Here is a 26808-nt window from a genome sequence, read left to right on the forward strand (position 1 = left end):
GGGGCGCGGTGTAGGTGCGCACGCTGCCCTAGTAGGCGCCCGATGGTCCTGGGGTTGAACACGGCGGTAGTCACGGTTCGAGTCCGTGCACCCCGCTCATCGGTTCGCCCACCATGCGACTCCGGTTCCGGCAGCTGTGGTGATCAGCGATACCAGCCACACGGGCACATGCTGGAGGCTCAAGTGCAGGCTGCCGCACCGGAGTTCAAAAAATGGGTGCGGCGGGTGCGGCGGGTTTTTGGACAAGGCAATGCCCTCCAAATGATGTGGGTTGGTTCGCACCTCATCTTCCAGAACCCCATGTGATCAGTTCAAATCCTGTCGGGAAAAACTTGCGGCACACCTCAGTTTTTTTACCTACAGCTCCCGCATCGCGAACAAGCATGCGAATTCACATCCAGGGGGGTATGTAATGCCCCGACGACCCCGCCCCCCTTGCTCTGTCCCCGGGTGCCCCGAGCTGACCGCCCGTGGTGGCCGCTGTGTCGAGCATGAGCGCGAGGCGACTGCACAGCGGGTCACACCGGGGACGAGCGCGTACGGGCCTCGCTGGCCTTACATCCGGCGCGCGTACCTGTATCGGAATCCGTGGTGTGTGCTGTGCGGGAAGACCGCGACGGTTGCAGACCACTTCCCCAAGTCGCGCCGTTCGCTGCTGGCTCGGGGTGTCGCCGATCCGGACGTTGCCTCTCGTCTGCGTCCGCTGTGCACGTCGTGCCACAGCAGGGAGACAGCGAAGCATCAGCCGGGCGGATTCGCCGCGGAAGCGCGGTCACGGCGCGAATCGCTGGAGCGTCCGCCGTTCTGACCAGGGGGGTGACCCCTGCCCCTCCCGAGGCCGCACGGCAGGGAGGCAAAAAACTCGCATGGCTCATTAGAGCCTTCTTGTGGAGCGATACCGAGTTCACGGTTTCGCTCCTTTGCTGTATTCGCCATCACTATTGGAGAATTAAATGACGCTCACTCTGGCCGAATCCGCCAAGCTCTCGCAGGACCAGTTGCAGCGCGGTGTCATCGAGACGTTCGTTCAGGAATCGCCGATCCTGGATCGCCTTCCGCTATTGAAGATCGCCGGCAACGCCTACCGATACAACGAGGAGTCCACCCTCCCGGGTGTCTCCTTCCGTGCGGTCAACGAGGCGTACCCGGAGAGCACCGGGACGCTCAACCAGAAGATCGAGACGCTCGCCATCCTGGGCGGTGACGCGGACGTGGACAAGTTCATCGTGCAGACCCGCGGCAACCTGAACGATCAGCGGGCAGTTCAGATCATGATGAAGGTCAAGGCGGCATCCGTTCATTTCTCAGATCAGTTCTTCAACGGTGACGTGATGGTGGACCCGAAGGGGTTCGACGGTCTGCGTAAGCGCCTCTTCGGCACTCAGGTAGCTGATGCCAAGGGGCTCGGTCCGGTGGCCAACGGCTACGAGTTCTTCGATGCGCTGGACACGCTGACCGCACGCGTCCGCGGCATCAACGGTGCCAACGGCGCGCTCTACATGAACGCCGACATCCGGGCCAAGATCGCGTCAGGGTTCCGCCGGCTCGGGGGTTCCGAACTGCTGACGTCCGAGATCGCCGGTAAGCGTGCCGTGATGTGGAACGGAATCCCGATGCTCGACGCGGGCCAGAAGCTGGACGGTACGGACGTGCTGCCCCTGACGGCCGGAACGGGCGGTAAGCAGACCGGTGACATCTACGCGGTCCGCTTCGGGTCCACTGAGGCTGACGCAGGGGTCACCGGACTGACCAATGGTGGTGTGCAGGCAACCGACCTCGGCGAGTCCCACGACAAGCCCGTCTACCGGACCCGCATCGACTTCTACTGCGGCCTCGCCCTGTTCGGTGGCAAGGCGGCAGCCCGACTGACGAACGTACTGAACGGCTGATCAACCCACAGAGCCCCCGTGCTCGTCTCCCTTCACAGGGCGGCGGGTGCGGGGCTTCTTTGCGTTCTCGCCCTAGGTTTGCGGATCGTCCCCGCGTACTGCCCGGACGAGGAGCGTGCCAATGGTGCGCTGCTCATGGGAGGGGGCGGGGATCACGGTGGCCGTCGTTTCCTCAAACCCGTACTCCTTGAGGAGCGCGCACCAGATGTCGGGTTCGTAGTCCCAGCGCTTCACGATGGCGGGGTCCTGGTCGTCCCCTCGCGGGATGTACGAAGCCTGACATCCGTAGCAGCCTTCCACCGGGGGCCGCTGTGAGAGGGCGAATACGCCCCCCGGCTTCAGCCCGGCGTGAACCTGCGGGAGCAGCGAGCCGGGGTCGGTGAACCAGGCCGCTCCGAACACGCTGTAGACCGCGTCGAAGACCGTGTACGTCTTGCTGAGGTAGGAGACGGCATCACCTCGGTGCAGCTCCATGCCGTCCGCGTCCTGCCAGCGCTCATGAGCTTTGGTGAGCTGTGCGGGGGAAAGATCGATACCCACGGCCCTCATCTCCATGGAAGCGAGATGGGCGAGGTTTCCGCCGGACCCGCAGCCAAGGTCGAGTACCGATTCCCCGGGCTTGACCGAGAGAACTTCGGCTCCGGGGCCGTGGTCCGCGTACTGGGTCCAGTTGAACCACGTGGTCTCGCCCCTGGCGTTGGTCTGCCTCCTCTGGGGCTTGCTCTGCGAGTACGTGTCCCAAGCGGCACTGCGGGCGTCAGTCATTGCGTGTCCGTTCTCGTTCACGGCAGCAGCCGCCCGGCACGATACCGAGCGGCTGAAGCGTTCGTGCGGCTGTCCGAGGGGTTGGGTTGCTACTTCTTGCCACCGTTCGGGCTGTCGGTGCAGCCTGCATGGCACTGCGAGCAGTCGGCGGCGCCCTCGTAGGGCCAGAACTCGGCGTCGATCTCGAACCCGGACGCGCGGATCGCGGCGGTGGTCGCCGCCATGGCGGCCCGGCCCGCTTCGGGGTCCGCCCCGGCCGCTTCGTCCTCCGGCACGTGGTGGATGTAGTCGGCTCCGAGGGCTCGGGAGAACGCGACGTACTGCACGCTCCGCTGCACGAACGCGTGCCAGAACAGGTCAACTCGAAGTGACGGAGTCAGCGCCGCGTCCGTCTGGACGGAGGCAGCCAGGAAAGCCGCCATCTGGGTCACGCCGCGGGTGCCCATGTCGTCCGACAGGTCGGGCCAGGTCTTGCGCACGTCCTGGATGAGACGGCCCCGGAGGTCGGGACTGATGAGGTTGAGAACCTCGGAGGGGTTCAGTCGGGTGATCGTCACGTCTGTGCCTTCCTTGTCAGGAGATCGGCTGAGCAGGCGACGGTGCAGGAGAGGGGGCGCACTGGGAGCAGTCACACGGTGGCCAGCGTGCGGAGGCTGCCGGTGACAGGGGCTTCTCGGTGGTGGTGCTGGGGTAGGTGACTGCGGCGCCCCACGTCCGCCCGGAATCGCGGGAAACCCGGATGGTCAACGTCACCGGGTGTTCCGGTGGTGCTGGTGGTTGCGGATCCTCACGTTCGCGTCCGAGACAGCGGAGTGGTCACCGCGCTTGAAGGCGGCAGTGCGCAGAGCGGCCTGCTCCCCGCAGATCTCGCAGCCCTCCACCGGCGTGGGGTGCAGTTCCGGCATGGACAGGGTCACGGCCCTGCCGACGCTGCCCCCAGGGATCCCCTGGTTGTAGCCGGCCATCCACTCACGCCCTCTCGTCCGGTTGCCGTGTCGGTGCACCGATGTTCCCGCCGATGGAAGTGCCAGAACGACGACACATCGGGCGTCGGCCGGGCGTCACTTGACGGGGCGTCAATGACGTCTGCGGGGGCGTCAAACCGGTGTCATTGGGCGGCTGTTCCCTCTAGCTTTGACGTCATGACGACAACCGCCGTGGTGCCGAATGATGTGCTGCGGGCCGTTCGAATCGGTCTGCGATTAAGCCAGGACGATTTCGCCAAGGCCCTTCGCCGGGCCGGCGAGGAGCTGGGCGAGCCCAACGAGGCGTCCAAGCGACTGGTGCAGCGTTGGGAATCAGGTACGAGCAAGACACCCCGTGGCGTGTACGCGAGGGCGTTGGAGCGGGTCACGGGGCGACCCGTGGAAGCTCTCGGGTTCTCCCTGCCGGTACCGACAGCGAGGGTGCACGCGGACGGGATGGGAGGACATGACATGGACGCTGGGACGGAAGGGATCGCCGTCGCCACCGGAACCCCTCTGGCGGCTCAGGCGACCGGAGAGACGTTCTCGGGTGTGTGGCTCAGCCGGTACGAGTTCTATTCGTCGAGCCGGGACACCACCTACGAGTGCAAGCACTACGTGGTGATCGTGCAGCACGGGAACCGGCTCACCGCTCAGAGCCTGCCGGGCGCGAGCAGCAACCCTGACAGCCCGCTCTCGCTGGACCTGACCGTGGACCGCAACGTGGTCACCGGATCGTGGGTGGAGCAGACCGCCTCGAACGGCTACTACAACGGCGCCCGGTACCACGGAGCCCTGCAAATGCTGGTCGAGCCGACAGGCCGACGCATGGCCGGGAAGTGGGTCGGGTTCGGCAAGGATTTCGACGTGAACACCGGGCCGTGGGAGCTTCGGCTGGTCGACCGCTCCACCAGCAAGGCGACGCTGGAGCAGTACGCCCGAGCACCGGAGTGATCGTGTACTCGCAGTAACAACAGAGCCCCCGCTCGCGCGTCTGTCCGGTGCGCTGGTGGGGGCTTTCGTCATGCGGCTTGCGGTGAGTGCAGGAGATCGCCACCCCCGCTCCGCAGCGAACATCTGTGACGTGGACTACCCTCGCGCCCCCTCCGGCGGCGGCGAGCAGGACAGCCGAGTGGGGCTCTCCGCGTCCGACCCCCTCGGGAGTGATGGTCGTCACGGAGAATGGCCGTGTGCTGGAGATGACGCGAGACGCCTTCGAAGAGCTGGTGGCCGAAGCCCTGGACTCGATCCCGCCTGAGCTGACGCGGGTCATGGACAACGTCGCGGTCTTCGTGGAGGACGAGCCGCCGGCCGACGACCCTGAGCTTCTGGGGCTCTACGAGGGAACTCCGCTCACGGAGCGGGGCGAGTGGTACGCGGGGGTTCTCCCCGACCGCATCTCGATCTACATGGGGCCGACGCTCCGGATGTGCGAGAGCCCGGAAGACGTGGTTCACGAGGTTGCCGTGACCGTGGTCCATGAGATCGCCCACCACTTCGGCATCGATGACGAGCGGCTTCACGAACTGGGCTGGGGCTGATCCAGGACGGCCCGCTCAGGCCGCGAGACTCACCTGAACAGGGGAAACCTCACCCGAAAAGGTGTACGACGGGATATCGTGCACCACGGTGACCTCCGTCTCCGCGATCACGCTCTCCCGGTCCTTGCACATGCGCAACGTGGGATTGCGGTAGATCGTGATCCGGTCCGGCAGCACCCCGGCGTACCACTCGCCGCGGTCCGTCAGCGGAGTTCCCTCGTACAGACCGAGCAGCTCGGGGTCGTCGGCGGGCGGTTCGTCCTCGACGAACACCGCCACGTTGTCCATCAGCCGCGTCAGCTCCGGCGGGATCCGGTCCAGGGCCTCTGCGACGAGCTCTTCGAACTCCTCGCGCGTCATCTCCAGCACCCGGCCATTGTCGCTCCGGGGGAAACCGTTTTGGCGATAGCTCCCCGGATCCCATATGCTTCTCACGTCCCCGACGCGCTGAGAAGTGCCCGGCGGGCCTTTAGCCCTCATCGTCTAGTGGCCCAGGACGCCGCCCTTTCAAGGCGGTAGCACGGGTTCGAATCCCGTTGGGGGTACGCATTACCGTGTGCAAGACTTGTTCTCGCACACTGCAAGGACCTGTGGAGCAGTTGGTTAGCTCGCCACCCTGTCAAGGTGGAGGTCGCGGGTTCAAGTCCCGTCAGGTTCGCTGAAGCCGGAAACGGTTTCGTGGCTGGGTAGCTCAGTTGGTACGAGCGATCGCCTGAAAAGCGATAGGTCGCCGGTTCGACCCCGGCCCCAGCCACCATCAAGAAGGCCCCGTCCATCGGACGGGGCCTTCTGTGGTTACTCCCCTTCGGCCTCGGCCGCCGCCGCGCGCTCCCTGCGACGCCACTGCACCACGCCGACGGCCACCGCCCCGGCGGCCACCAGCCCGAGCAGCACCCCGTCCGGGACCGCGTCCGCCAGTGAGCCGACCCGCTCTTCCACGGCGAACGAGTCGTCCACGTCCAGCAGCCCCGGCAGCGCGCTCGCCCCGTCGTAGGCGAGGAAGAGCACGCCCAGGGTGATGAAGAACAGCCCGGACAGCAGCGAGGTGGTGTGCAGCTCGAAGCGGCCGACGCGCAGGGCCCGTCCGCGCAGCCAGCGCCGCCTGCCCAGGTCGAACCTCTCCCACAGCAGTGCCAGTACGAACAGCGGTACGGCCATCCCCAGGGCGTAGACCGCGAGCAGCAGGCCGCCGTAGACGGGGCTGCCGCTGACCGCCGCGACCGTCAGGACGCTGCCCAGGATGGGGCCGGCGCAGAAACCGGCCAGCCCGTAGACCGCCCCGAGCGCGTACACGGACAGGGCGGTGGTCGGCCGGATCCGGCCCGACAGCTCCGAGATCCGCTTCGGGGCGAAGCCGAGGCCCAGGATCTGCGCCAGGCCGAGCGCGATGATCAGCCAGCCGCCGGCCAGCACGAGCTGGTCGCGGTTGCTGTGGAAGAACCGCCCGGCGTACGAGCCGGCCGCCCCGAGCGGTACGAGGGTGCTCGCGAGGCCCGCGTAGAAGATCCCGGTGCGCGCCAGGAGCCGCGAGGCGGAGTCGATGGAGTACGCGAAGAAGGCCGGCAGCAGCAGGGCGCTGCAGGGGCTGAGCAGCGCGAGGAGGCCGCCGAGCAGGGCGGCCAGGTATCCGATGTCGGTCACTGCTTCGCTGCCTCGGCCTTCGCGTTGGCGATGGCGGCCGTGAAGGTGCCGAGCGGCTGGGCGCCGGCGATGGGCCTGCCGTTCAGCAGGAAGGACGGGGTGGAGGTGACGCCGATGCGGTAGCCCTCCTCCTGGTCCTTCCTCAGGGCCGCCGCGGCCTGCTCGCCGGCCAGGTCCGCCTTGAAGCGCTCCAGGTCGGGCACCCCGGCCTCCCGGGCCAGCTCCACGAGCCGGGGCTCGGCGAAGCCCTTCTCCTTCGAGCCGGCGGCGTAGGCGGCGGCGTGGAAGGCGTCGAAGCGGTCCTGCTGCCCGGCCGCCCAGGCGGCCTTGGCGGCGGCCTCGGACTCGGCGCCGAAGATCGGGAAGTTGCGCCACTCGATGCGCAGGGTGCCGTCCTCGACGAACTTCTTCATCAGTTCGGGCTCGGTGTCCCGGGCGAACTTGCCGCAGTAGCCGCACTTGAAGTCGGAGTACTCGATGAGCACGACGGGCGCGTCGGCGCGGCCGACGGCGAGCTTGTCGCCGGACTCGCGGCGGGCCAGCGCCTTGAGTTCGGCGGCGGGGTCGGTCCGGGGCGCGGTGACGGAGGCGGAACCGGCCGAGCCGGTCCCGGCGGGGGCGGTGGCCCGCCACGAGACGAGGCCGAGGGTGATCGCGGCGAGGGCCACCCCGGCGGAGAGCAGCAGGGGCTTGGTGGCGGACTTCTTGGCGGAGGACTTCGTGGCGGTGGACTTCGTGGAAGAGGGCATGCGGGTGCTCCAGTGCTGCGGGTGGGTGGGACGGGACCGGGGGGACCGGTCCTAGACCCGCATCACACAGAGCTCCAGCCGGCCGGGGGCCGGGCGGTCGGGGCCGCGTACGGGGGTCCGTACGGGCACGGCCGCGGCCGGACCGGCGTCCTCGGGCGCCGCCCGGGCCGGCGGGACCTGGGCGTGCTGCTCGCCCGCGGCGCGCGTGGGGACGGCGGGCGTGCCGCCGTGCCCGGGAGCCGCCGGCGCGCAGGCGGGACCGTCGGCGTCGGTGAAAGCGGCCGCCGGGGGCCACGCCGTGGCCGATCCGGTGGCCGGGGCCGGAACCGGGACGGCTGCCGAGGCCGAGGCAGGAGCCGGGTCCAGGACCGGGGCCGGAACCAGCGCCTGCGCCGGGGTCGGCGTCTGGGCCGGGGTCGGCGTCCGAGCCGGGGGCGGGTCCGCGGCCGGAGCCGTCCGGGTCGTCGGGGCGAGCGCCACCGCCGGGGCCGCGCAGCCCAGCAGCACGGCCAGTACCGCGAGCACGGCGCAGCCGAAGAGGCGGGGGCGGGACAAGGTGGGACGCCTCTCACTCGTACGACCGACGGACTCGTCCCGAAATGGTACGGGTCCACCCGACAAATGCGTTCGCCACCCGGAGGGCCCAGGTGAGATCCTCGATCAGGTATGTCTACTTCCTTCGCCGCCCTGCAGACGCTTCTCGGTGAGATCTCCCTCCGTGACGCGCACCGCCTCGGCCGCCGCCTCGAAGGCGCCCGCCGTATCCGCAAGCCCGAGGCCAAGCAGGCCGTGCTCGACGAGATCGCCGCGGAGGCCACCAAGGCCGCCGAGCGACTGGCCGGCCGTGCCTCGCGGATGCCGGAGGTCACGTATCCCGAGAACCTGCCCGTCAGCCAGAAGAAGGACGAGATCGCCGAGGCGATACGCGACCACCAGGTCGTGATCGTCGCGGGCGAGACCGGGTCCGGCAAGACCACGCAGATCCCCAAGATCTGCATGGAGCTGGGCCGCGGCGTCCGGGGCATGATCGGGCACACCCAGCCCCGCCGGATCGCCGCCCGCACGGTCGCGGAGCGGATCGCCGAGGAGCTGAAGTCCGAGATCGGCCAGACGGTCGGCTGGAAGGTCCGCTTCACCGACCAGGTGGACCAGGACGCGACCTTCGTGAAGCTGATGACGGACGGCATCCTGCTCGCCGAGATCCAGACGGACCGCGAGCTGCGCGCCTACGACACGATCATCATCGACGAGGCCCACGAGCGGTCGCTGAACATCGACTTCCTGCTGGGCTACCTGGCCACGCTGCTGCCGAAGCGCCCCGACCTCAAGGTCGTCATCACCTCGGCGACCATCGACCCCGAGCGCTTCTCCCGGCACTTCGGCGAGGCGCCGATCGTCGAGGTCAGCGGGCGGACGTATCCGGTGGAGGTCCGCTACCGGCCGCTCCTGGAGGAGGACGCCGAGGAGGGCGACGACTCCGACCGGGACCAGATCACCGCGATCTGCGAGGCCGTGGACGAGCTCCAGTCCGAGGGGCCGGGCGACATCCTGGTCTTCCTCTCCGGCGAGCGGGAGATCCGCGACACCGCGGACGCCCTGAACAAACGGAACCTTCGCTTCACCGAGGTTCTCCCTCTCTACGCACGTCTCTCGCACGCCGAGCAGCACCGCGTCTTCCAGCAGCACACCGGCCGCCGGATCGTCCTCGCGACCAACGTCGCCGAGACCTCGCTGACCGTCCCCGGCATCAAGTACGTGATCGACCCGGGCACCGCCCGGATCTCCCGCTACAGCCACCGCACCAAGGTCCAGCGCCTGCCGATCGAGCGGATCTCGCAGGCCAGCGCCAACCAGCGCAAGGGCCGCTGCGGCCGTACCAGCGACGGCATCTGCATCCGGCTGTACTCCGAGGCCGACTTCGACGCCCGTCCCGAGTTCACCGACGCCGAGATCCTGCGGACGAACCTGGCCTCCGTCATCCTCCAGATGACCGCGGCGGGCCTCGGCGAGATCGAAAAGTTCCCCTTCATCGACCCGCCGGACCACCGCAACATCCGCGACGGCGTGCAGCTGCTCCAGGAGCTCGGCGCGCTGGACCCGGCCGAGAAGGACCCGTCGAGGCGGCTCACCCAGATGGGCCGCCAGCTCTCCCAGCTCCCCGTGGACCCGCGGCTGGCCCGCATGGTCATCGAGGCCGACAAGAACAACTGCGTCCGCGAGGTCATGGTCATCGCGGCGGCCCTGTCCATCCAGGACCCGCGCGAGCGGCCCTCGGACAAGCAGACCCAGGCCGACCAGAACCACGCCCGGTTCAAGGACGAGACCAGCGACTTCCTCTCGTTCCTGAACATGTGGCGCTACGTCCGCGAGCAGCAGAAGGAGCGCGGCTCGTCCTCGTTCCGCCGGATGTGCAAGCAGGAGTACCTGAACTTCCTGCGTATCCGCGAGTGGCAGGACATCTACTCCCAGCTGCGCACGGTCGCCAAGGGCATGGGCATCCACGTCAACGAGGCCGACGCCCCGGAGCAGGTCGTCCACGTCTCGCTGCTGGCCGGTCTGCTCTCGCACATCGGGCTCAAGGACACCGACAAGAACGAGTACCTCGGTGCCCGCAGCGCCAAGTTCGCGATCTTCCCGGGCTCCTCGCTCTTCAAGAAGCAGCCGAAGTTCGTGATGTCGGCCGAGCTGGTGGAGACCTCGCGGCTGTGGGCCCGGGTGAACGCCAAGGTGGAGCCCGAGTGGGTGGAGCCGCTGGCGCAGCACCTGGTCAAGCGCACGTACAGCGAGCCGCACTGGGAGAAGGACCAGGCGGCCGTGATGGCGTACGAGAAGGTCACGCTGTACGGCGTACCGATCGTGGCCCAGCGGAAGATCAACTACGGCCGGATCGACGCCGAGGTCTCGCGCGAGCTGTTCATCCGCAACGCGCTGGTCGAGGGCGACTGGCGCACCCACCACAAGTTCTACGCCGACAACCGCAAGCTCCTCACCGAGGTGGAGGAGCTGGAGAACCGGGCGCGGCGCCGCGACATCGTGGTGGACGACGAGACGCTCTTCGACTTCTACGACCAGAAGATCCCCGCCCACGTGGTCTCGGGGGCGCACTTCGACTCCTGGTGGAAGCACAAGAAGCGCGAGGAGCCGGAACTCCTCGACTTCGAGCGCGAGATGCTGCTGACCGAGAAGGCGGCCGGGGTCACCAAGGCCGACTACCCGGACTCCTGGCGGCAGGGGCAGCTGAAGTTCCGGGTGACCTACCAGTTCGAGCCGGGCGCGGACGCCGACGGCGTGACCGTCCACATCCCGCTCCAGGTGCTGAACCAGGTCACCGACGAGGGGTTCGACTGGCAGATCCCGGGCCTGCGCGAGGAGGTCGTCACCGAGCTGATCCGCTCGCTGCCGAAGCCGATCCGCCGGCACTACGTGCCCGCGCCGAACTACGCCGGCCGCTTCCTGGACACGGCGGTGCCCCTGCAGGAGCCGCTGCCGGTCACGCTGGCGCGCGAACTCCAGCGGATGGTCGGTGTCCCGGTCTCGGCCGAGGACTTCGACCTCACCCGGATCCCGGACCACCTGAAGATCACCTTCCGGATCATCGACGAGCGCCGCAAGAACCTCGCCGAGGACAAGGACCTGGAGGCCCTGCGGCTGCGGCTGAAGCCGAAGGCCCGCCAGGCCCTCTCCAAGGCCGCCGCGGCCACCGCCGAGCGGGCGGGCGGGGAGTCGGTGGAGCGCACCGGGCTGACCGACTGGACGATCGGCACCCTGACCAAGGTCTTCGAGACCCGCCGGGCCGGCCAGCCGGTGAAGGCCTACCCGGCGCTGATGGACGAGGGCGCGACCGTGTCCGTACGGCTCTTCGACACGGAGGCCGAGCAGCAGCAGGCGATGTGGCTGGGCACCCGGCGGCTCATCCTGCTGAACATCCCGGTGAACCCGGCGAAGTTCGCCTCGGACCACCTGACCAACCAGCAGAAGCTGGCCCTGTCCAGGAACCCGCACGGTTCCATCCAGGCGCTCTTCGACGACTGCGCGACCGCGGCGACCGACAGGCTGATCGCCGACCACGGCGGCCCGGCGTGGGACGAGGCGGGCTTCCGGGGGCTCTACGAGGCCGTCCGCGCCGACCTGGTGGACACGACCGTGCGCACGGTGAGCCAGGTGCAGCAGGTGCTGGCCGCCTGGCAGGCCTGTGAGCGCCGCCTGAAGGCCACGGGCAGCCTGGCCCTGGTCGCGAACATCCAGGACGTCAAGACGCAGCTGGCGGCCCTCATGCCGGCCTGCTTCGTGACGCTCACGGGGCTGCGCAGGCTGCCGGACCTGATGCGCTACCTGGTGGCGGTGGACCGGCGGCTCCAGCAGATGCCCACGGGCGTGCAGCGGGACACCACGCGCATGGACAAGGTCCACGAGATGCAGGACGAGTACGCCTGGCTGCTGGAGCAGTTGCCGAAGGGACGCCCGGTCCCGTCCACGGTCACCGACATCCGCTGGATGATCGAGGAACTGCGCGTCAGCTACTTCGCGCACGCGCTCGGGACGGCCTACCCGATCTCCGACAAGCGGATCGTGAAGGCGGTGGATGCGGCGGCGCCGTGACCGTCACCGTGATCCGGTTCGACTGCACCCCCTGAGCTGCGGTACAGTCTGATTCGTAGCCGCCCAGCGGCCGCAAATCAAGGACCTGTGGAGCAGTTGGTTAGCTCGCCACCCTGTCAAGGTGGAGGTCGCGGGTTCAAGTCCCGTCAGGTTCGCAGAAACGTCAGGGCCCGTATCCCTCTGGGGATACGGGCCCTGACGCGTAGGCGGGCGGCACCGCCCGGGGGGCCTTGGGGGCCGCCTGGGGCCCGTGGAGCGCGGCACCGCCCGTGAACGGCCTCCGGGCCGCGTCGGCCGCGTCTGCGGGGCGCCCACGAGCGCGCGCCGGGTCCTCCCCGAGCCCGCCCCGAGCCCGTCCCGACTTCTCCGGACCTCCTACGGACCTCCTACGGACCTCTCCGGACCTCTCCGGACCTCTCCGGAGCCCTCCGGACCTCTTCGCCGGACCTCTCCGGACCTCTGGCGCCGCCGATGGGGCACCCCCCGGGCCGGCCGTCACCCGGAATCCCCCGTTCGCATGATGCGCCTCGCGAAGCGCGTCCCCCTTACGGGGTGCATTACCGGATATACAAGAGTGATCATCTGTGACGGGAGTCACCGCATGAGTTTTCGAGACTCATACTTTTATCGCACCCATACGCCCGCTCGATAGAATATGTGCAATGGCACCTACCCCGCCGATGGTCCCCTGCGCGCTCGATACAGCCCTGACCTGGGCATAAAAAGATCGCGCTGGACCCGGCGGAGTCCAGCGCGATCGAACGACTTGGAACCTGTTGGGGCAGGCCCGGTCGCATGAAGCTATGTGGGTTTCATCGGATTGGGGGACCCGATATAAGCCCGTTAAAGCGGGGTGTTTACGCGACCTCAGGCTTCGCTGCGCTGCTGCGGAATTCCCGCGAGCAGTGCGCGAACCTCGGCCTCGCGGTACCGGCGGTGTCCACCCAGGGTGCGGATGGACGTGAGCTTGCCAGCCTTGGCCCAGCGGGTGACCGTCTTCGGGTCCACGCGGAACATCGTGGCAACCTCAGCCGGGGTCAGCAGCGGCTCGGCATCAGGGGTGCGAGCGGTCATGAGCGGCCTCCTCGGGAGAACCGAACCATCTCGGTTCTTTCCTCTAAATTCTGCACCTTGGCCCGCGTTGCCCGAAATGGACATACGCGGGCCGAGTCGGTTATAGGACGAACGGCTTGTCCTCGGCACTACAACTACACCATCCGTCCAGCCTCGACGGCCAAACCGACGGAATTGCCCTCCGAGGTGTTCATCAGCGGCGGAAGCCGATGGACCGTCCCATAACGGACAGTCACCCCACTGTGACGATCAGTCACAGAGCGATCAGGAGTCGTCAGACCCCCCGTAGAGTGCAATGCCGAGCATTCCGCCCTTAGTTGGGCGGAAGGAACCCTCCCCGGACTCCTTGTCCTATTTTGGCACGAGGGTAGGGGAAGGGCGCAAGGGTGTAGTTAGTGCGGTCCGTCACGCTTGGGCCAATGGCCCGTATCGGGACGTAGGTCCTGGCACTACGTCCCAAATGCCACGATCAGGCCTCTGATCAGCCAGTATTGACCGATCGACCGATACCGGACGATACGTACTGACCCCTCCTGAGTGAAACCAGCCACACAGGCCACTTTCGGCCTAATTCGCGAAAAGCCGCTCCCGGACCGCCCGCCACCGCTCCGCCAGCTCCTCGTACACCTCGGTCGCGCCCTCCGAGTCCCCGGCCCGCAAGGCTGCGATACCCGCCGCGAGATCCCCGGCCGAGCGGTCGGCCGCCAGCCGGTCCGCCGGCAGCGCGTGCAGCAGGCCGCCGTAGTCCAGCTCGACCATCGAGCGCGGGTGGAACTCCTCCAGCCAGCTCCCCACCTCCACCAGCCCGTCGGCGAGCATCCCGTACCCCTCCGCGTCGCGCAGGGTCCGCAGCGCGCGGGCGAGCCGCCGCCGGGCCTGCACCATCGGCGTGCGGTAGCGCAGCCGCTCGCCCGGCACGTGGTCCCGCTCCTCGTCCGCCACCAGCACGAACCAGCGCAGCGGAACCTGCCACACCCCCGTACGGATCCAGGGGCGCGCGTCCGGGTTCCGTTCGCGCCACTGCTCGTACTCCTCGGCCGCCCTCCGGCGCGCCCCCGGCGGGAGCGCCGCGTCCAGCACCGGGCGCGGGAACCACTCGACGAGCTCCTGGAGGGCCAGCCAGCCGCGGAGCCGGGTGCGCCACGGGCAGACCAGCAGCACCCCGTCGACCACCGCCGTGAAGGCGTCCGCGCTCTCGTGGGCCGGCACCCCCACCACCGGGACCCGCACCAAGTCCGACAGCGACCGGCGCAGTTCGTCCTGGGCGGTCGGGGCCGTCCCGCGCCGGGCGTAGTCGGCCCAGTGCGTGCGCTCCGGCTCGGCGAAGGCCGCGAGGGGCTCGTAGATACGCAGGTAGGAGGCGTACGGGACGGTCGGCGCCGAGCGCGCGGACGGCAGCGGGAGATCGGAGGATTCGCTCACGCTCTCGTACTGCCCTTCCACGGGGTCCGGTTCACCTCCGGGGCGCCCCCGCCGCCGCACACCACGGGAGTGTTTCGATCCTCGGACAGGTCACCTACGAACGGCCCCCAGGTCTTACTCTGCTCCCAGCACGCCCTCCCCCACCCGCAGGGCGGGCGTCTTTCCGCCGCATCTCTTCCATGGGAGTCACCACCGTGACCGAAATGACCGACGGCGTCCTGCACACCCTGTTCCGTACGGAGCAGGGCGGCCACGAGCAAGTCGTGCTGTGCCAGGACCGCGCCACCGGCCTGAAGGCCGTCATCGCCATCCACTCCACCGCCCTGGGCCCCGCCCTCGGCGGTACGCGCTTCCACGCGTACGCCTCCGACGAGGAGGCCGTCCTCGACGCGCTGAACCTCTCGCGCGGCATGTCGTACAAGAACGCGCTCGCCGGGCTCGACCTCGGCGGCGGCAAGGCCGTGATCATCGGCGACCCGGACGTCCTCAAGAGCGAGGAACTGCTCCAGGCCTACGGCCGGTTCGTGGAGTCCCTCGGCGGCCGCTACGTGACCGCCTGCGACGTCGGCACCTACGTGGCCGACATGGACGTCGTGGCCCGCGAGACCCGCTGGGCGACCGGCCGCTCCCCCGAGAACGGCGGCGCGGGCGACTCCTCGGTCCTCACCGCCTTCGGCGTCTTCCAGGGCATGCGCGCCAGCGCCCAGCACCTGTGGGGCGACCCGACCCTGCGCGGCCGCAAGGTCGGCGTGGCCGGTGTCGGCAAGGTCGGCCACTACCTGGTCGAGCACCTGCTGGAGGACGGCGCCGAGGTCGTGATCACGGACGTACGGGAAGAGTCCGTACGCCGGATCCTGGACAAGCACCCGGGCAAGGTCACCGCCGTCGCCGACACGGACGCGCTGATCCGCACCGAGGGCCTGGACATCTACGCCCCCTGCGCGCTCGGCGGTGCCCTCAACGACGAGACCGTCCCGGCGCTCACCGCGGCGATCGTCTGCGGCGCGGCGAACAACCAGCTCGCCCACCCGGGCATCGAGAAGGACCTCTCGGACCGCGGGATCCTCTACGCGCCCGACTACGTGGTCAACGCCGGCGGTGTCATCCAGGTCGCCGACGAGCTGCGCGGCTTCGACTTCGACCGCTGCAAGGCCAAGGCCACGAAGATCTTCGACACCACGCTGGAGATCTTTGCTCGTGCGAAGGCTGACGGCATTCCGCCGGCCGCCGCGGCCGACCGGATCGCCGAGCAGCGCATGGCCGACGGCCGCGCCGCGCGCGCCGTCTAGGCCCTTCCCGGGGCTCCTGGGTGCGCCCGCCGGGGTGCGGCGAGACGGAACTCACTGCACTTCGGCGGGTCGCCCGCCAGGAAAAGGTTAAAATCGCAGCTGACCAGCGAGGACGGGGCGCCTTGTTGGTTCTGCACCGGGGCGCGTCATGCGGGCGGCGTACCGTATGGCCGCGGAAGCAGGTACCGTTAAACCCCTACGGACGGTCTCTCCACGGAGAGCCCGCTCCGAACCATGAACGCGTGTCAGACTCTGGGGCCGTCGAGCCCCGTCACCGAGGGGGTCGAGCCATGGGGCGCGGCCGGGCAAAGGCCAAGCAGACGAAGGTCGCCCGCCAGCTGAAGTACAGCAGCGGCGGGACTGACCTCTCGCGTCTGGCCAACGAGCTGGGCGCATCGACCGTGGAACCGCTGCCTGTCAGCGAGCCGGTCGAGGTAGACGACGACGAGCTGGACGAGGACGACCCGTACGCTCGGTACGCGGACCTCTACAACAGGGATGACGACGACGAGGACGAAGAGTCCGGGCCGTCGTCACAGCGTCGCGGCGCTTGACGCCCTGAGGCGTCTGCACGACAGACAAAAGACTGAAACCCGGTCCGGGGCATCGCCCCGGGCCGGGTTTCAGTGCTGCTCAGCTCGCGTAGGAACCGGTCATGGTCGCGCCCTCGGCGTGGTCGCCGCGGTCCAGGATCTCTCCCGCGACCCACGCGTCGACACCCCGGTCGGCCAGCGCGGTCAGCGCCACGTCCACCGACTCCTGCGGAACGACGGCCATCATGCCGACGCCCATGTTCAGGGTCTTCTCCAGCTCCAGCTGCTCCACCTGACCGGCCTTGCCGACCAGGTCGAAGATGGCGCCGGGGGCCCAGGTCGAACGGTCGACCGTGGCGTGCAGGTGGTCCGGGATCACCCGGGCCAGGTTCGCCGCGAGGCCGCCGCCGGTGATGTGCGAGTAGGCGTGCACCTCGGCCGTACGGGTGAGGGCCATGCAGTCCAGCGAGTAGATCTTGGTGGGCTCCAGGAGCTCCTCGCCGAGGGTCCGGCCGAGCTCCTCCACGTGCTGGTCCAGCGACATCTTGGCGCGCTCGAAGAGGACGTGGCGGACCAGCGAGTACCCGTTCGAGTGAAGGCCGGACGAAGCCATCGCGATGACGGCGTCACCCGTACGGATGCGATCCGCGCCGAGCAGGCGGTCGTACTCGACGACGCCCGTTCCGGCACCGGCCACGTCGAAGTCGTCCGGGCCCAGCAGGCCGGGGTGCTCGGCGGTCTCGCCGCCCACCAGGGCGCAGCCGGCGAGGACACAGCCCTCGGCGATGCCCTTGACGATCGCCGCGACACGCTCGGGGTGCACCTTGCCGACGCAGATGTAGTCGGTCATGAAGAGCGGCTCGGCGCCGCAGACGACGATGTCGTCCATGACCATCGCCACCAGGTCGTGGCCGATGGTGTCGTACACGCCGAGCTGGCGGGCGATGTCCACCTTGGTGCCGACGCCGTCGGTGGCCGAGGCGAGCAGCGGGCGCTCGTAGCGCTTGAGGGCGGAGGCGTCGAAGAGGCCGGCGAAGCCGCCGAGGCCGCCGAGGACCTCGGGGCGCTGCGTCTTCTTCACCCACTCCTTCATCAGCTCGACGGCGCGGTCGCCCGCTTCGATGTCCACGCCTGCGGCTGCGTAGCTGGCACCGGTGGTCTTCTCTGTCATGACAGGAGAGAGCTTTCGTGTCGTTACTGCGTGTGGTGCCGGGCCCTGGGAGAAGCCTCAAAGACAGGGCCCGGCGCAGGTTGAGCCAGGGCTACGGGCGGCGGAGCGCGTCGGCGGCGTCCGTGCCGCCCGCGAGCTCGGACTCCAGCAGCTGCTTGCCCAGGAGCTGCGGGTCGGGCAGCTCCATCGGGTACTCGCCGTCGAAGCAGGCACGGCAGAGGTTGGGCTTCTGGATCGTGGTCGCCTCGACCATCGCGTCGAGCGAGATGTACGACAGCGAGTCCGCGCCCAGGGAAGTGGCGATCTCGTCGACCGTCATGCCGTTGGCGATCAGCTCGGCCCGGGTGGCGAAGTCGATGCCGAAGAAGCACGGCCACTTCACCGGCGGCGAGGAGATCCGGATGTGGACCTCCGCCGCACCGGCCTCGCGGAGCATCTTGACCAGGGCGCGCTGGGTGTTGCCGCGGACGATCGAGTCGTCGACGACCACCAGGCGCTTGCCCCGGATGACTTCCTTGAGGGGGTTGAGCTTGAGCCGGATGCCGAGCTGGCGGATCGTCTGCGAGGGCTGGATGAAGGTCCGGCCCACGTAGGCGTTCTTGACCAGGCCGGATCCGTACGGGATCCCGCTGGCTTCGGCGTATCCGACGGCGGCGGGCGTGCCGGACTCCGGCGTCGGTATCACCAGATCGGCGTCGACCGGGGCTTCCTTGGCCAGACGCCGGCCCATCTCGACACGCGAGAGGTAGACGTTCCGGCCGGCGATGTCGGTGTCCGGGCGCGCCAGGTAGACGTACTCGAAGACACAGCCCTTGGGCTTCGCTTCCGCGAATCGAGAGGTGCGCAGACCGTTCTCGTCGATCGCGATGAGCTCGCCCGGCTCGACCTCGCGGACGAAGCTGGCGCCGCAGATGTCGAGGGCGGCGGTCTCACTCGCGACCACCCAGCCGCGCTCCAGGCGGCCGAGGACCAGCGGGCGGATGCCCTGCGGGTCACGGGCGGTGTAGAGGGTGCCCTCGTCCATGAAGACGAGGGAGAAGGCGCCCTTGACCTGAGGCAGGACCTTGGCGGCCGACTCCTCGATGGTCAGGGGCTTGCCCTCGTCGTCGGTCTGACCGGCGAGCAGGGCGGTGACCAGGTCGGTGTCATTGGTGGCGGCCACCTGGGTGGCACGGCCGTCCTGACGGGGGAGGTCGGCGACCATCTCGGCAAGCTCGGCGGTGTTCACCAGGTTGCCGTTGTGACCCAGGGCAATGGAGCCGTGGGCGGTCGCGCGGAAGGTCGGCTGGGCGTTCTCCCAGACGGAGGCCCCGGTGGTCGAATAGCGGGCGTGACCGACCGCGATATGACCTTGGAGCGAGCCGAGAGAGGTTTCGTCGAAGACTTGGGAAACGAGTCCCATGTCCTTGAAGACGAGGATCTGGGAACCGTTGCTCACAGCGATTCCCGCGGACTCTTGTCCACGGTGCTGCAGGGCATACAGTCCGAAGTAGGTGAGCTTGGCGACCTCTTCACCCGGAGCCCAGACACCGAAGACGCCGCAAGCGTCCTGGGGGCCCTTTTCGCCGGGGAGCAGGTCGTGGTTGAGTCGTCCATCACCACGAGGCACGCTTCCGAGTGTAGGCGAGATCGACCACTGGTCCGAATTGGGGACGGCCGGGAAATGTCACAGCACAGAGGGTGACCGATCCATTCCGTCTCGGCATCCGGAATGCCCTTGTTGACAGGCGCATGGGCATTCGTACAGGCTCTCGCCCCATGCAGCCTCTCGGTGACCGAACCGTCACCCTCGTCGAGCGCCGGCACGTGGACCTTGTCCGTGTCGCGAGCGCCATCTGTCGCTGTTCTGCGTAGTCACACGCCGCTTTCCGTTCTTTTCCTTTCCTGATCCCTGCCCGAGCCTGCCCTGCCGTGCCGCGCGCCGTCCCGCGCCGTCCGGGGCGGGCCGGCGGGCCATGCCTTGGAGTACCTGTGACCTCGTACGAACCCAACCTGTCCCGGCGCGCCTTCGGCGGCGCGGTCGGCGTGAGCGCGGCCGCCGCGGCGGTGGGACTGGGCGCCTCCCCGGCCGCCGCCGCACCGGCCGCCGGGGACGGGCAGAACGCGCCGCAGGAGCGGGAGTTCCGGGCCGGGCGGCCCCGGCCGTCCCGCCGGCCGAACATCCTGTTCATCCTCGGCGACGACCTGGGCTGGGCCGACCTGTCCTCGTACGGCTCCCCGCACATCAAGACCCCGAACCTGGACCGCCTCGCCCGCCAGGGCGTCCGGTTCACCGATGCCTACTCGGGCTCCGCGACCTGCTCGCCGACCCGGTTCAGCCTGTACACCGGGCGCTACCCGGCTCGTACCAAGGGCGGGCTGGCCGAGCCGATCGCCGACAGGTCGGCCGGCCTGGACCCGACCCACCCGACGCTGGCCTCGCTGCTGAAGTCGGCCGGCTACTCCACCGCGCTGATCGGCAAGTGGCACGCGGGCTACCTGCCCGACTACAGCCCGACCAGGTCCGGCTGGGACGAGTTCTTCGGCAACTTCGGCGGCGCCCTGGAGTACTACTCCAAGCTGGGCCTGGGCGGCGAGTACGACCTCTACGAGGGCGACGCCGAGTACAAGGACCTGCGCTACTACACCCGGATCATCACCGAGCGGGCGAGCGAGTACGTCTCGCGCGACCACCACGGCAAGCCGTGGCTGCTGAACCTCAACTTCACCACCCCGCACTGGCCGTGGATCGCCGACGGGGACACCGGGCAGAGCGCCGAGATCGTCCGCCGGATCAAGGCCGGCGACGGGCGCGCCCTGTGGCACCAGGACGGCGGCTCGGTCGAGAAGTACAAGGAGATGGTCGAGGACCTCGACCGCTCGATCGGCGAAGTGCTGAAGGCCCTCAAGCGGTCCGGCCAGGAGGAGGACACCCTCGTCGTCTTCTCCAGCGACAACGGCGGCGAGCGCTTCTCGTACAACTGGCCGCTGTCCGGCAACAAGGCCTCCCTGCAGGAGGGCGGGATCCGGGTGCCGAACATCGCGCGCTGGCCCGCCCGGCTGGACGGCGGGCAGGTCAGCCACGTCCCGGTGTTCAGCCCGGACTGGACGGCGACGCTGCTGGAGGTCGCCGGGGCCCGCCCGCACCCGGCCTACCCGCTGGACGGGGTGAGCCTGGCCGGGTACCTGCTGCGCGGCGAGAAGGTGGCCGAGCGGGACCTGTTCTGGCGGGTCCGGGGCGAGCGGGCGCTGCGCCGCGGGGACTGGAAGTACTACCGCGGCAAGGCGGGCAAGGACCAGCTGTTTAACCTGGCCGGCGACGTCCGCGAGCAGGCCGACAAGGCCGCCGTGGAGCCGGCCCGGCTGGCGCAGCTGCGGACGGCCTGGGAGAAGGTGGACGCCCAGCTCCTGCCGTACCCGGCCTGACCGATGCCATGATCACCGCATGACCGAACCCAGTGAGAACGTACGCCGGTTGCCCGTCGGAGAGCCCATACCCTTCGCCTCCGACGGCGTCGCCCTGTGGGAGACCTTCCCCTTCGAGGGCGAGCTCGGTGTCAGGCCCCTGGAGCCGCCGGTGCTCCCCGAGCCGCCGCGCAACGGGGAGGACGGGCCGGAGGGCTGCGAGGTGTGCGTCCTGCCCGACTCCGCCTTCCTGTGGACCGACGAGCACTGGCGGCTGCGGGGGATCCACTCCGCCATGCCCGCGATCGTGCAGCTCGTCCCGCGTGTCCACCGCGACCTGACGGACCTGCCGCCCGAGCGGGCGGCGGAGCTGGGTCCGATGCTGCAGCGGATCGAGCGGGCGGTGCGCGAGCTGGGCGGGATCGCCCGGGTGCACGTCGCCAAGTACGGGGACGGGGCCGCCCACCTGCACCTGTTCCAGTTCGCCCGGCCGGAGGGCATGCTCCAGCTGCGCGGCTCCAACCTGCCGCTGTGGGACGACGTGCTGCCGCGGATCCCCGACGAGGTGTGGGCCGGATCGGCGCGCACCATCGCCGCCGCCATGGCGAAGGACGGCGGCACGGTGCACGTGTGAGTCACTCGGCGGCGGAGGCCGCCTTCGCGGTCAGGCCCTTGCCGTCGGGCGCGGTGAGGGTGAGGGTCCGGCCCTCGGCCTTCGCGGTGAGCGGGCCGCTGCCGAACAGCTCGGTCAGCGTCCGCTCAAGCTCGCCGACCGGTCCCTCGCAGGCCATCCGGGTCGAGGTCAGCGGCCCGAAGGTGACCGTGGAGCCCTCCACGGTGGCCTGGGCGCTGAACCGGTTGCAGCCGAGGCTGCCGCTCACGGTGAGGTCCGGGGCGATGGTGAACCGTGCCTTCCCGGCCGCCTCGGCGGGCAGGGAGGCCGCGGTCCCACCGCTGATCAGGGACTCCACGGTCCACTCGGTCGTGGTGAGCGGGGCGTCCGTGACCGCGGGCGCCGAGGTCATGGCGATGGTGTTCCCGTCGGCGGTCTTCAGGGTGAGCCGGTCGGGTCCCCGATCGATCGTCAGCTTGCCCTGGAACAGCTTGGCGAAGGCCGTCTCGAACTCCATGTCCGCGCAGGCCATGGTGGTCGAGGCACCGGGCGTGACGGTCACCGCGGAGGTACCGGCGAAGGCCGCCACCGCGGTGAAGCCGTTGCAGCCGTAGTTGCCCTTGACCTCGTTCCGGCCGATGTCGAGGTGGGCGGTCTCGGGCGCGTGCAGGGTGCGGCCGCCCGTGGTCAGGGACTCGACGGCCCAGGAACCCATGGGGTCGGGCAGCCGGGCGCTGCGGCCGTCCTCGGTCCGGCCGCAGCCGGCGAGGGCGAGCGCGAGGGCCAGGGCCAGGCCCGCGGAGGCGGGGACGTGCCGGAAGGTACGCATGCCCCTGGGACGGACCGGGCGTCGCAGTGGTTCCACCATGATGGTTCCCCTCAGCTCATCAGCGGGAGCAGCGCCGACAGATCGGCCCGCTCGCCACTGGCCCGTACGTGCGCCCCGTCGAGGGCCGCGGCCCATTCCGTACGGCCGGTCGCGAGCCGGATCCAGGTCAGCGGGTCGGTCTCCACCACGTTCGGCGGGGTGCCGCGGGTGTGCCGCGGGCCCTCGATGCACTGGACCACCGCGAAGGGCGGGACGCGGACCTCGACCGAACCGCCCGGTGCCTTGAGGGCGAGGGCGTCGGCGAGCAGCCGGGTGCAGGCGGCCAGGGCCTGCCGGTCGATCGGGATGTCCAGTCCGGCGGCCCGGTTCAGGTCGTCGGTGTGGACCACCAGTTCCACGGTCCGGGTGACCAGGAAGTCGTCCAGGGTCATGTCCCCGATCCACAGGTCCAGCACGCGCTCGCCCGGATGCGCCGCGAGGCCCTGCGCCATCCGGGCGGCCGCCCGGTCGTACAGCTCGGGCAGCGGGGCCCCGGTCAGGGTCTCCCGGGCCGCTTCGGAGATCACCCCGGCGAGCGAGGCGGTGGCGAAGGGCCACTCGACCGCCGACAGCTCGGCGACGGCGGCGGGCGGCCGGGCCAGGCCGGCCGCCAGCGAGTCCGCGATCCAGGCGATGTGCCCGGCGAGTTCGGCGACGCTCCAGTCGCCGAGCCCGCTGGGCCGCGCCAGCTGCTCGGGCCCCAACTCCCCGACGGCCCGGCACACATGCGCGAACTGCGCGGTGACGGCCGTACGGATCTTCGCGGGGTCGTAGGTACGCGGCTTCTTCCCTCGGGGCGGCATGCCCCGACCCTACTCGGGCCGTCGGTTCCACCGACGCCACGAGCCCCCGGCCGCGTGATGCGGGCGGGGGCTCGTGGTGGAGGCGGTGGGATCAGGCCAGCAGGGCCGGGATCGTCGTCTCGTGGGCCTCGCGGAGCTCGGCCAGGGGGAGGGTGAACTCTCCCTGGATCTCGATCTCCTCGCCGTCCACCACACCGATGCGGGTGACCGGCAGGCCGCGCGCACCGCACATGTCGGTGAAGCGGAGCTCCTCGCTGCGCGGGACGGCCACGATGGCGCGGCCCGCGGACTCGGAGAACAGGAAGGTGAAGGCGTCCAGGCCCTCGGGCACCACGATCCGGGCGCCGTTGCCGCCGCGCAGGCAGGACTCGGTGAGCGCCTGGATCACGCCGCCGTCGGACAGGTCGTGCGCGGCATCGATCATGCCGTCGCGCGAGGCGGAGATCAGGATCTCGCCGAGCAGCTTCTCGCGGCCCAGGTCCACCTTCGGCGGCATGCCGCCGAGGTGGTCGTGGACCACCTGCGACCAGGCCGAACCGCCGAACTCCTCGGCCGTGTCGCCCAGCAGGTACAGCAGCTGGCCGGCCTCCTTGAAGGCCATCGGCGTACGGCGGTTGACGTCGTCGATCACACCGAGGACCGCCACGACCGGGGTCGGGTGGATCGCGATGTCACCGGTCTGGTTGTAGAGCGAGACGTTGCCGCCGGTCACCGGGGTGCCCAGCTCCAGGCAGCCGTCCGCCAGACCGCGGCAGGCCTCGGCGAACTGCCACATGACGTCCGGGTCCTCGGGGGAACCGAAGTTCAGGCAGTCGGAGATGGCGAGCGGCTTGGCGCCGGTCGCCGCCACGTTGCGGTACGACTCCGCCAGCGCCAGCTGCGCGCCCGTGTACGGGTCGAGCTTGGCGAAGCGGCCGTTGCCGTCGGTGGCCATGGCCACGCCGAGGTTGGACTCCTCGTCGATGCGGACCATGCCCGCGTCCTCGGGCTGCGAGAGGACGGTGTTGCCCTGGACGAAGCGGTCGTACTGGTCGGTGACCCACGACTTCGACGCCTGGTTCGGGGAGGAGACCAGCGCGAGGACCTGCGCGCGCAGCTCCTCGGAGGTCTGCGGGCGCGGCAGCTTGCCGGCGTCGTCCGCCTGGAGCGCGTCCTGCCAGGAGGGGCGCGCGTAGGGGCGGTTGTAGACGGGACCCTCGTGGGCGACGGTGCCCGGGGGCACGTCCACGATCTGCTCGCCGTGCCAGAAGATCTCCAGGCGCTCGCCCTCGGTCACCTCACCGATGACGGTGGCGATGACGTCCCACTTCTCGCAGATCTCCATGAAGCGGTCGACGTGCTGCGGCTCGACGATCGCGCACATGCGCTCCTGCGACTCGCTCATGAGGATTTCCTCGGGCGAGAGCGTCGCGTCGCGCAGCGGCACGGTGTCCAGCTCGACCCGCATGCCGCCGGAGCCGGCGGAGGCGAGCTCGGAGGTCGCGCAGGAGAGCCCGGCGCCGCCGAGGTCCTGGATGCCCGCGACCAGCTTCTCCTTGAAGATCTCCAGGGTGCACTCGATGAGGAGCTTCTCCTGGAAGGGGTCGCCGACCTGGACGGCGGGGCGCTTGGTGGGCTTGGTGTCGTCGAAGGTCTCGGACGCGAGGACCGAGACGCCGCCGATGCCGTCGCCGCCGGTGCGGGCGCCGTAGAGGATGACCTTGTTGCCGGGGCCGGAGGCCTGGGCGAGGTGGATGTCCTCGTGCTTCATCACGCCGATGCAGCCGGCGTTGACCAGCGGGTTGCCCTGGTAGCAGGCGTCGAAGACGACCTCGCCGCCGATGTTGGGCAGGCCCAGGCAGTTGCCGTAGCCGCCGATGCCCGCGACGACGCCGGGCAGGACGCGCCGGGTGTCGGGGTGGTCGGCGGCACCGAAGCGCAGCGGGTCCACGACGGCGACCGGGCGGGCGCCCATCGCGAGGATGTCGCGGACGATGCCGCCGATGCCGGTGGCCGCACCCTGGTAGGGCTCGATGTAGCTCGGGTGGTTGTGCGACTCGACCTTGAAGGTGACCGCGTAGCCCTGGCCGACGTCGACGACGCCGGCGTTCTCGCCGATGCCGACGAGCATGGCGTCGTTCTGGGGGGCCTTCTCGCCGAACTGCTTCAGGTGGACCTTGCTGCTCTTGTACGAGCAGTGCTCGGACCACATGACCGAGTACATGGCGAGCTCGGCGCCCGTGGGGCGGCGGCCGAGGATCTCCCGGATCCGGGCGTACTCGTCCTCCTTGAGGCCGAGTTCCTTCCAGGGCTGGGAGGCGTCCGGGGTTTCGGTGGCGTTCTTGACGGTGTCGAGGCTCATGCGCTGACCAGCTTCTTCAGGACCGAGGTGAAGAACGGGAGGCCGTCGGTGCGGCCCGTCCCGATCAGCGGCTCGACCGCGTGCTCGGGGTGCGGCATGAGACCGACGACGTTGCCCGCGGCGTTGGTGATGCCGGCGATGTCGCGCAGCGAACCGTTCGGGTTGCCGTCCAGGTAGCGGAAGGCCACTCGGCCTTCGGCCTCCAGTTCGTCGAGCGTGCGCTCGTCGGCGGTGTAGCGGCCGTCCATGTTCTTGAGCGGTACGGAGATCTCCTGGCCGGCGGTGTAGTCGCCGGTCCACGCGGTCTCCGCGTTCTCCACCCGCAGCTTCTGGTCGCGGCAGATGAAGTGCAGGTGGTTGTTCCGGAGCATCGCCCCCGGCAGCAGGTGGGCCTCGGTGAGGACCTGGAAGCCGTTGCAGATGCCCAGGACGGGCATGCCGCCCTTGGCCTGCTCGATGATGGTCTCCATCACCGGCGAGAAACGGGAGATGGCCCCGGCGCGCAGGTAGTCCCCGTAGGAGAAGCCGCCCGCGAGGACGACCGCGTCGACCTGGTGCAGGTCCTTGTCGCGGTGCCACAGCGAGACCGGCTCGGCCCCCGCGAGGCGGACGGCGCGCAGCGAGTCACGGTCGTCGAGCGTTCCGGGGAACGTGACGACTCCGATGCGAGTGGTCACCGTCAGGCCTCGACCTTCACGGTGAAGTCTTCGATGACGGTGTTGGCGAGGAACGTTTCGGCCATCTTGTGGATGCGGTCGAGGGCGGCCTGGTCGACCGGTCCCTCCACCTCGAGCTCGAAGCGCTTCCCCTGGCGGACGTCGGCGATCCCTTCGAAGCCCAGGCGCGGCAGTGCACGCTGCACCGCCTGGCCCTGGGGGTCGAGGATCTCCGGCTTGAGCATGACGTCGACTACGACGCGTGCCATCGGGCACTCCCGTGTGGTGGTTGGTGCGAAGGCGGTTCCATCAGCGTACCCGGCTGAAATTTCTACGCGGGTAGATATGCCGGGGGCGTGATCACCGGGCCGTTTCGGCTTCACCAACGCTTCGCAAAATCCGCCGGAAAACCACGCGCCCGGCATTGCGGTGGGACACGCGGAGAGAATTAACTGGGCTTCGCAATGCAATGGGAATCGAGGTACAAAGGAATCACTCCGGATTC

At 69.4% G+C, this 26808-nt stretch carries 25 protein-coding genes and 4 tRNA genes; 13 read left to right on the top strand and 16 right to left on the bottom strand.

The genetic code is table 11. The annotated features are described in order from the left end of the window. The first annotated feature begins 953 nt into the window (after window positions 1–953). Window positions 954–1889 (top strand): major capsid protein, encoded by a 936-nt coding sequence (locus tag ACZ4YL_RS24580; RefSeq protein ID WP_371588043.1) that lies wholly within the window; start codon window positions 954–956, stop codon window positions 1887–1889. Window positions 1890–1961: 72 nt separating this feature from the next. On the opposite strand, the gene ACZ4YL_RS24585 is transcribed toward ACZ4YL_RS24580, so the two are convergent. From ACZ4YL_RS24585 to ACZ4YL_RS24595, 3 genes are all read right to left on the bottom strand, one after another. Then, window positions 1962–2654, bottom strand: coding sequence for a class I SAM-dependent methyltransferase (locus ACZ4YL_RS24585; protein WP_468119363.1), 693 nt, complete (start codon window positions 2652–2654; stop codon window positions 1962–1964). An 89-nt stretch (window positions 2655–2743) separates the two neighbouring features. Further along, window positions 2744–3211: a glycine-rich domain-containing protein gene (locus tag ACZ4YL_RS24590; RefSeq protein WP_468119364.1), complete on the bottom strand. Its 468-nt coding sequence runs from the start codon at window positions 3209–3211 to the stop codon at window positions 2744–2746. Window positions 3212–3403: 192 nt separating this feature from the next. Beyond that, window positions 3404–3619, bottom strand: a complete 216-nt coding sequence (locus ACZ4YL_RS24595; protein ID WP_468119366.1) for a hypothetical protein — start codon at window positions 3617–3619, stop codon at window positions 3404–3406. A 177-nt stretch (window positions 3620–3796) separates the two neighbouring features. Here ACZ4YL_RS24595 and ACZ4YL_RS24600 point away from each other — a divergent pair, with 177 nt between their 5' ends. Continuing rightward, window positions 3797–4573: a helix-turn-helix domain-containing protein gene (locus ACZ4YL_RS24600; RefSeq protein WP_468119368.1), complete on the top strand. Its 777-nt coding sequence runs from the start codon at window positions 3797–3799 to the stop codon at window positions 4571–4573. Between the two features lie 236 nt (window positions 4574–4809). Next, the gene (locus ACZ4YL_RS24605; RefSeq protein WP_266352419.1) at window positions 4810–5160 is read left to right on the top strand and encodes a metallopeptidase family protein; all 351 of its coding nucleotides are present in this window, start codon (window positions 4810–4812) and stop codon (window positions 5158–5160) included. Between the two features lie 15 nt (window positions 5161–5175). On the opposite strand, the gene ACZ4YL_RS24610 is transcribed toward ACZ4YL_RS24605, so the two are convergent. Further along, entirely contained in the window at window positions 5176–5529 is a 354-nt protein-coding gene (locus ACZ4YL_RS24610) for a metallopeptidase family protein (protein WP_468119370.1), read from the bottom strand. Window positions 5530–5632: 103 nt separating this feature from the next. Here ACZ4YL_RS24610 and ACZ4YL_RS24615 point away from each other — a divergent pair. From ACZ4YL_RS24615 to ACZ4YL_RS24625, 3 genes are all read left to right on the top strand, one after another. Next, window positions 5633–5705, top strand: a tRNA-Glu gene (locus ACZ4YL_RS24615). A 39-nt stretch (window positions 5706–5744) separates the two neighbouring features. Then, a tRNA-Asp gene (locus tag ACZ4YL_RS24620) sits at window positions 5745–5818 on the top strand. 22 nt (window positions 5819–5840) lie between these two features. Beyond that, window positions 5841–5917 (top strand) — tRNA-Phe (locus tag ACZ4YL_RS24625). A gap of 38 nt (window positions 5918–5955) precedes the next feature. Here ACZ4YL_RS24625 and ACZ4YL_RS24630 read toward each other — a convergent pair. The 3 genes from ACZ4YL_RS24630 to ACZ4YL_RS24640 are packed head-to-tail and all read right to left on the bottom strand — an operon-like array spanning window position 5956 to window position 8105. Further along, on the bottom strand, window positions 5956–6801 hold the full coding sequence (locus ACZ4YL_RS24630) for a cytochrome c biogenesis CcdA family protein (RefSeq protein ID WP_468119371.1): 846 nt from the start codon (window positions 6799–6801) through the stop codon (window positions 5956–5958). Continuing rightward, on the bottom strand, window positions 6798–7550 hold the full coding sequence (locus ACZ4YL_RS24635; RefSeq protein WP_468119372.1) for a DsbA family protein: 753 nt from the start codon (window positions 7548–7550) through the stop codon (window positions 6798–6800). Before ACZ4YL_RS24635 ends, ACZ4YL_RS24630 begins: the two co-directional genes overlap by 4 nt. A gap of 51 nt (window positions 7551–7601) precedes the next feature. Next, a complete protein-coding gene (locus ACZ4YL_RS24640; protein ID WP_468119374.1) occupies window positions 7602–8105 on the bottom strand; it encodes a hypothetical protein in 504 nt (167 codons plus the stop codon). 111 nt (window positions 8106–8216) lie between these two features. Here ACZ4YL_RS24640 and hrpA point away from each other — a divergent pair, with 111 nt between their 5' ends. Together hrpA and ACZ4YL_RS24650 are read left to right on the top strand one after the other, a co-directional pair. Then, a complete protein-coding gene (gene hrpA / locus ACZ4YL_RS24645) occupies window positions 8217–12149 on the top strand; it encodes an ATP-dependent RNA helicase HrpA (RefSeq protein ID WP_468119375.1) in 3933 nt (1310 codons plus the stop codon). An 81-nt stretch (window positions 12150–12230) separates the two neighbouring features. Continuing rightward, window positions 12231–12304 (top strand) — tRNA-Asp (locus ACZ4YL_RS24650). A gap of 712 nt (window positions 12305–13016) precedes the next feature. Here ACZ4YL_RS24650 and bldC read toward each other — a convergent pair. After that, window positions 13017–13223, bottom strand: coding sequence for a developmental transcriptional regulator BldC (gene bldC, locus ACZ4YL_RS24655; protein ID WP_003949541.1), 207 nt, complete (start codon window positions 13221–13223; stop codon window positions 13017–13019). Window positions 13224–13790: 567 nt separating this feature from the next. After that, window positions 13791–14645: a DUF8083 family protein gene (locus ACZ4YL_RS24660; RefSeq protein ID WP_468119377.1), complete on the bottom strand. Its 855-nt coding sequence runs from the start codon at window positions 14643–14645 to the stop codon at window positions 13791–13793. 194 nt (window positions 14646–14839) lie between these two features. On the opposite strand from ACZ4YL_RS24660, the gene ACZ4YL_RS24665 reads away from it, so the two are divergent. Then, window positions 14840–15934 carry a Leu/Phe/Val dehydrogenase gene (locus tag ACZ4YL_RS24665; protein WP_389124786.1) on the top strand — a complete coding sequence of 365 codons (1095 nt, stop codon included), beginning with the start codon at window positions 14840–14842 and terminating at the stop codon, window positions 15932–15934. A 290-nt stretch (window positions 15935–16224) separates the two neighbouring features. Continuing rightward, window positions 16225–16488, top strand: a complete 264-nt coding sequence (locus ACZ4YL_RS24670) for a DUF3073 domain-containing protein (protein ID WP_030009392.1) — start codon at window positions 16225–16227, stop codon at window positions 16486–16488. 79 nt (window positions 16489–16567) lie between these two features. Here the strand turns inward: ACZ4YL_RS24670 and purM are convergent, their stop codons facing one another. Next, a complete protein-coding gene (gene purM / locus ACZ4YL_RS24675; protein ID WP_468119379.1) occupies window positions 16568–17638 on the bottom strand; it encodes a phosphoribosylformylglycinamidine cyclo-ligase in 1071 nt (356 codons plus the stop codon). A 91-nt stretch (window positions 17639–17729) separates the two neighbouring features. Next, window positions 17730–19247, bottom strand: a complete 1518-nt coding sequence (purF, locus tag ACZ4YL_RS24680; RefSeq protein ID WP_189737618.1) for an amidophosphoribosyltransferase — start codon at window positions 19245–19247, stop codon at window positions 17730–17732. Window positions 19248–19396: 149 nt separating this feature from the next. On the opposite strand from purF, the gene ACZ4YL_RS24685 reads away from it, so the two are divergent. The 3 genes from ACZ4YL_RS24685 to ACZ4YL_RS24695 all read left to right on the top strand — a co-directional run bounded on the left by ACZ4YL_RS24685 (window position 19397) and on the right by ACZ4YL_RS24695 (window position 21656). Beyond that, window positions 19397–19492, top strand: a complete 96-nt coding sequence (locus tag ACZ4YL_RS24685; RefSeq protein ID WP_324617183.1) for a putative leader peptide — start codon at window positions 19397–19399, stop codon at window positions 19490–19492. Window positions 19493–19609: 117 nt separating this feature from the next. Beyond that, window positions 19610–21043 (top strand): sulfatase-like hydrolase/transferase, encoded by a 1434-nt coding sequence (locus ACZ4YL_RS24690; RefSeq protein WP_468119381.1) that lies wholly within the window; start codon window positions 19610–19612, stop codon window positions 21041–21043. Window positions 21044–21062: 19 nt separating this feature from the next. Beyond that, window positions 21063–21656, top strand: coding sequence for an HIT family protein (locus ACZ4YL_RS24695; RefSeq protein ID WP_468119383.1), 594 nt, complete (start codon window positions 21063–21065; stop codon window positions 21654–21656). Between the two features lies 1 nt (window position 21657). On the opposite strand, the gene ACZ4YL_RS24700 is transcribed toward ACZ4YL_RS24695, so the two are convergent. The 5 genes from ACZ4YL_RS24700 to purS form a co-directional block, all read right to left on the bottom strand. After that, window positions 21658–22503 (bottom strand): META domain-containing protein, encoded by an 846-nt coding sequence (locus ACZ4YL_RS24700; RefSeq protein WP_468119385.1) that lies wholly within the window; start codon window positions 22501–22503, stop codon window positions 21658–21660. Window positions 22504–22514: 11 nt separating this feature from the next. Further along, on the bottom strand, window positions 22515–23306 hold the full coding sequence (locus ACZ4YL_RS24705; RefSeq protein ID WP_468119387.1) for a maleylpyruvate isomerase family mycothiol-dependent enzyme: 792 nt from the start codon (window positions 23304–23306) through the stop codon (window positions 22515–22517). A 91-nt stretch (window positions 23307–23397) separates the two neighbouring features. Beyond that, the gene (purL, locus tag ACZ4YL_RS24710) at window positions 23398–25647 is read right to left on the bottom strand and encodes a phosphoribosylformylglycinamidine synthase subunit PurL (protein ID WP_301369308.1); all 2250 of its coding nucleotides are present in this window, start codon (window positions 25645–25647) and stop codon (window positions 23398–23400) included. After that, a complete protein-coding gene (gene purQ, locus ACZ4YL_RS24715) occupies window positions 25644–26324 on the bottom strand; it encodes a phosphoribosylformylglycinamidine synthase subunit PurQ (protein ID WP_030768819.1) in 681 nt (226 codons plus the stop codon). The genes purL and purQ overlap by 4 nt, the downstream gene beginning before the upstream one ends. 2 nt (window positions 26325–26326) lie before the next feature. Continuing rightward, window positions 26327–26572: a phosphoribosylformylglycinamidine synthase subunit PurS gene (gene purS, locus ACZ4YL_RS24720; RefSeq protein ID WP_030009438.1), complete on the bottom strand. Its 246-nt coding sequence runs from the start codon at window positions 26570–26572 to the stop codon at window positions 26327–26329. Window positions 26573–26808 lie beyond the last annotated feature (236 nt).

The sequence above is a fragment of the Streptomyces sp. NPDC030021 genome, from assembly GCF_055574035.1.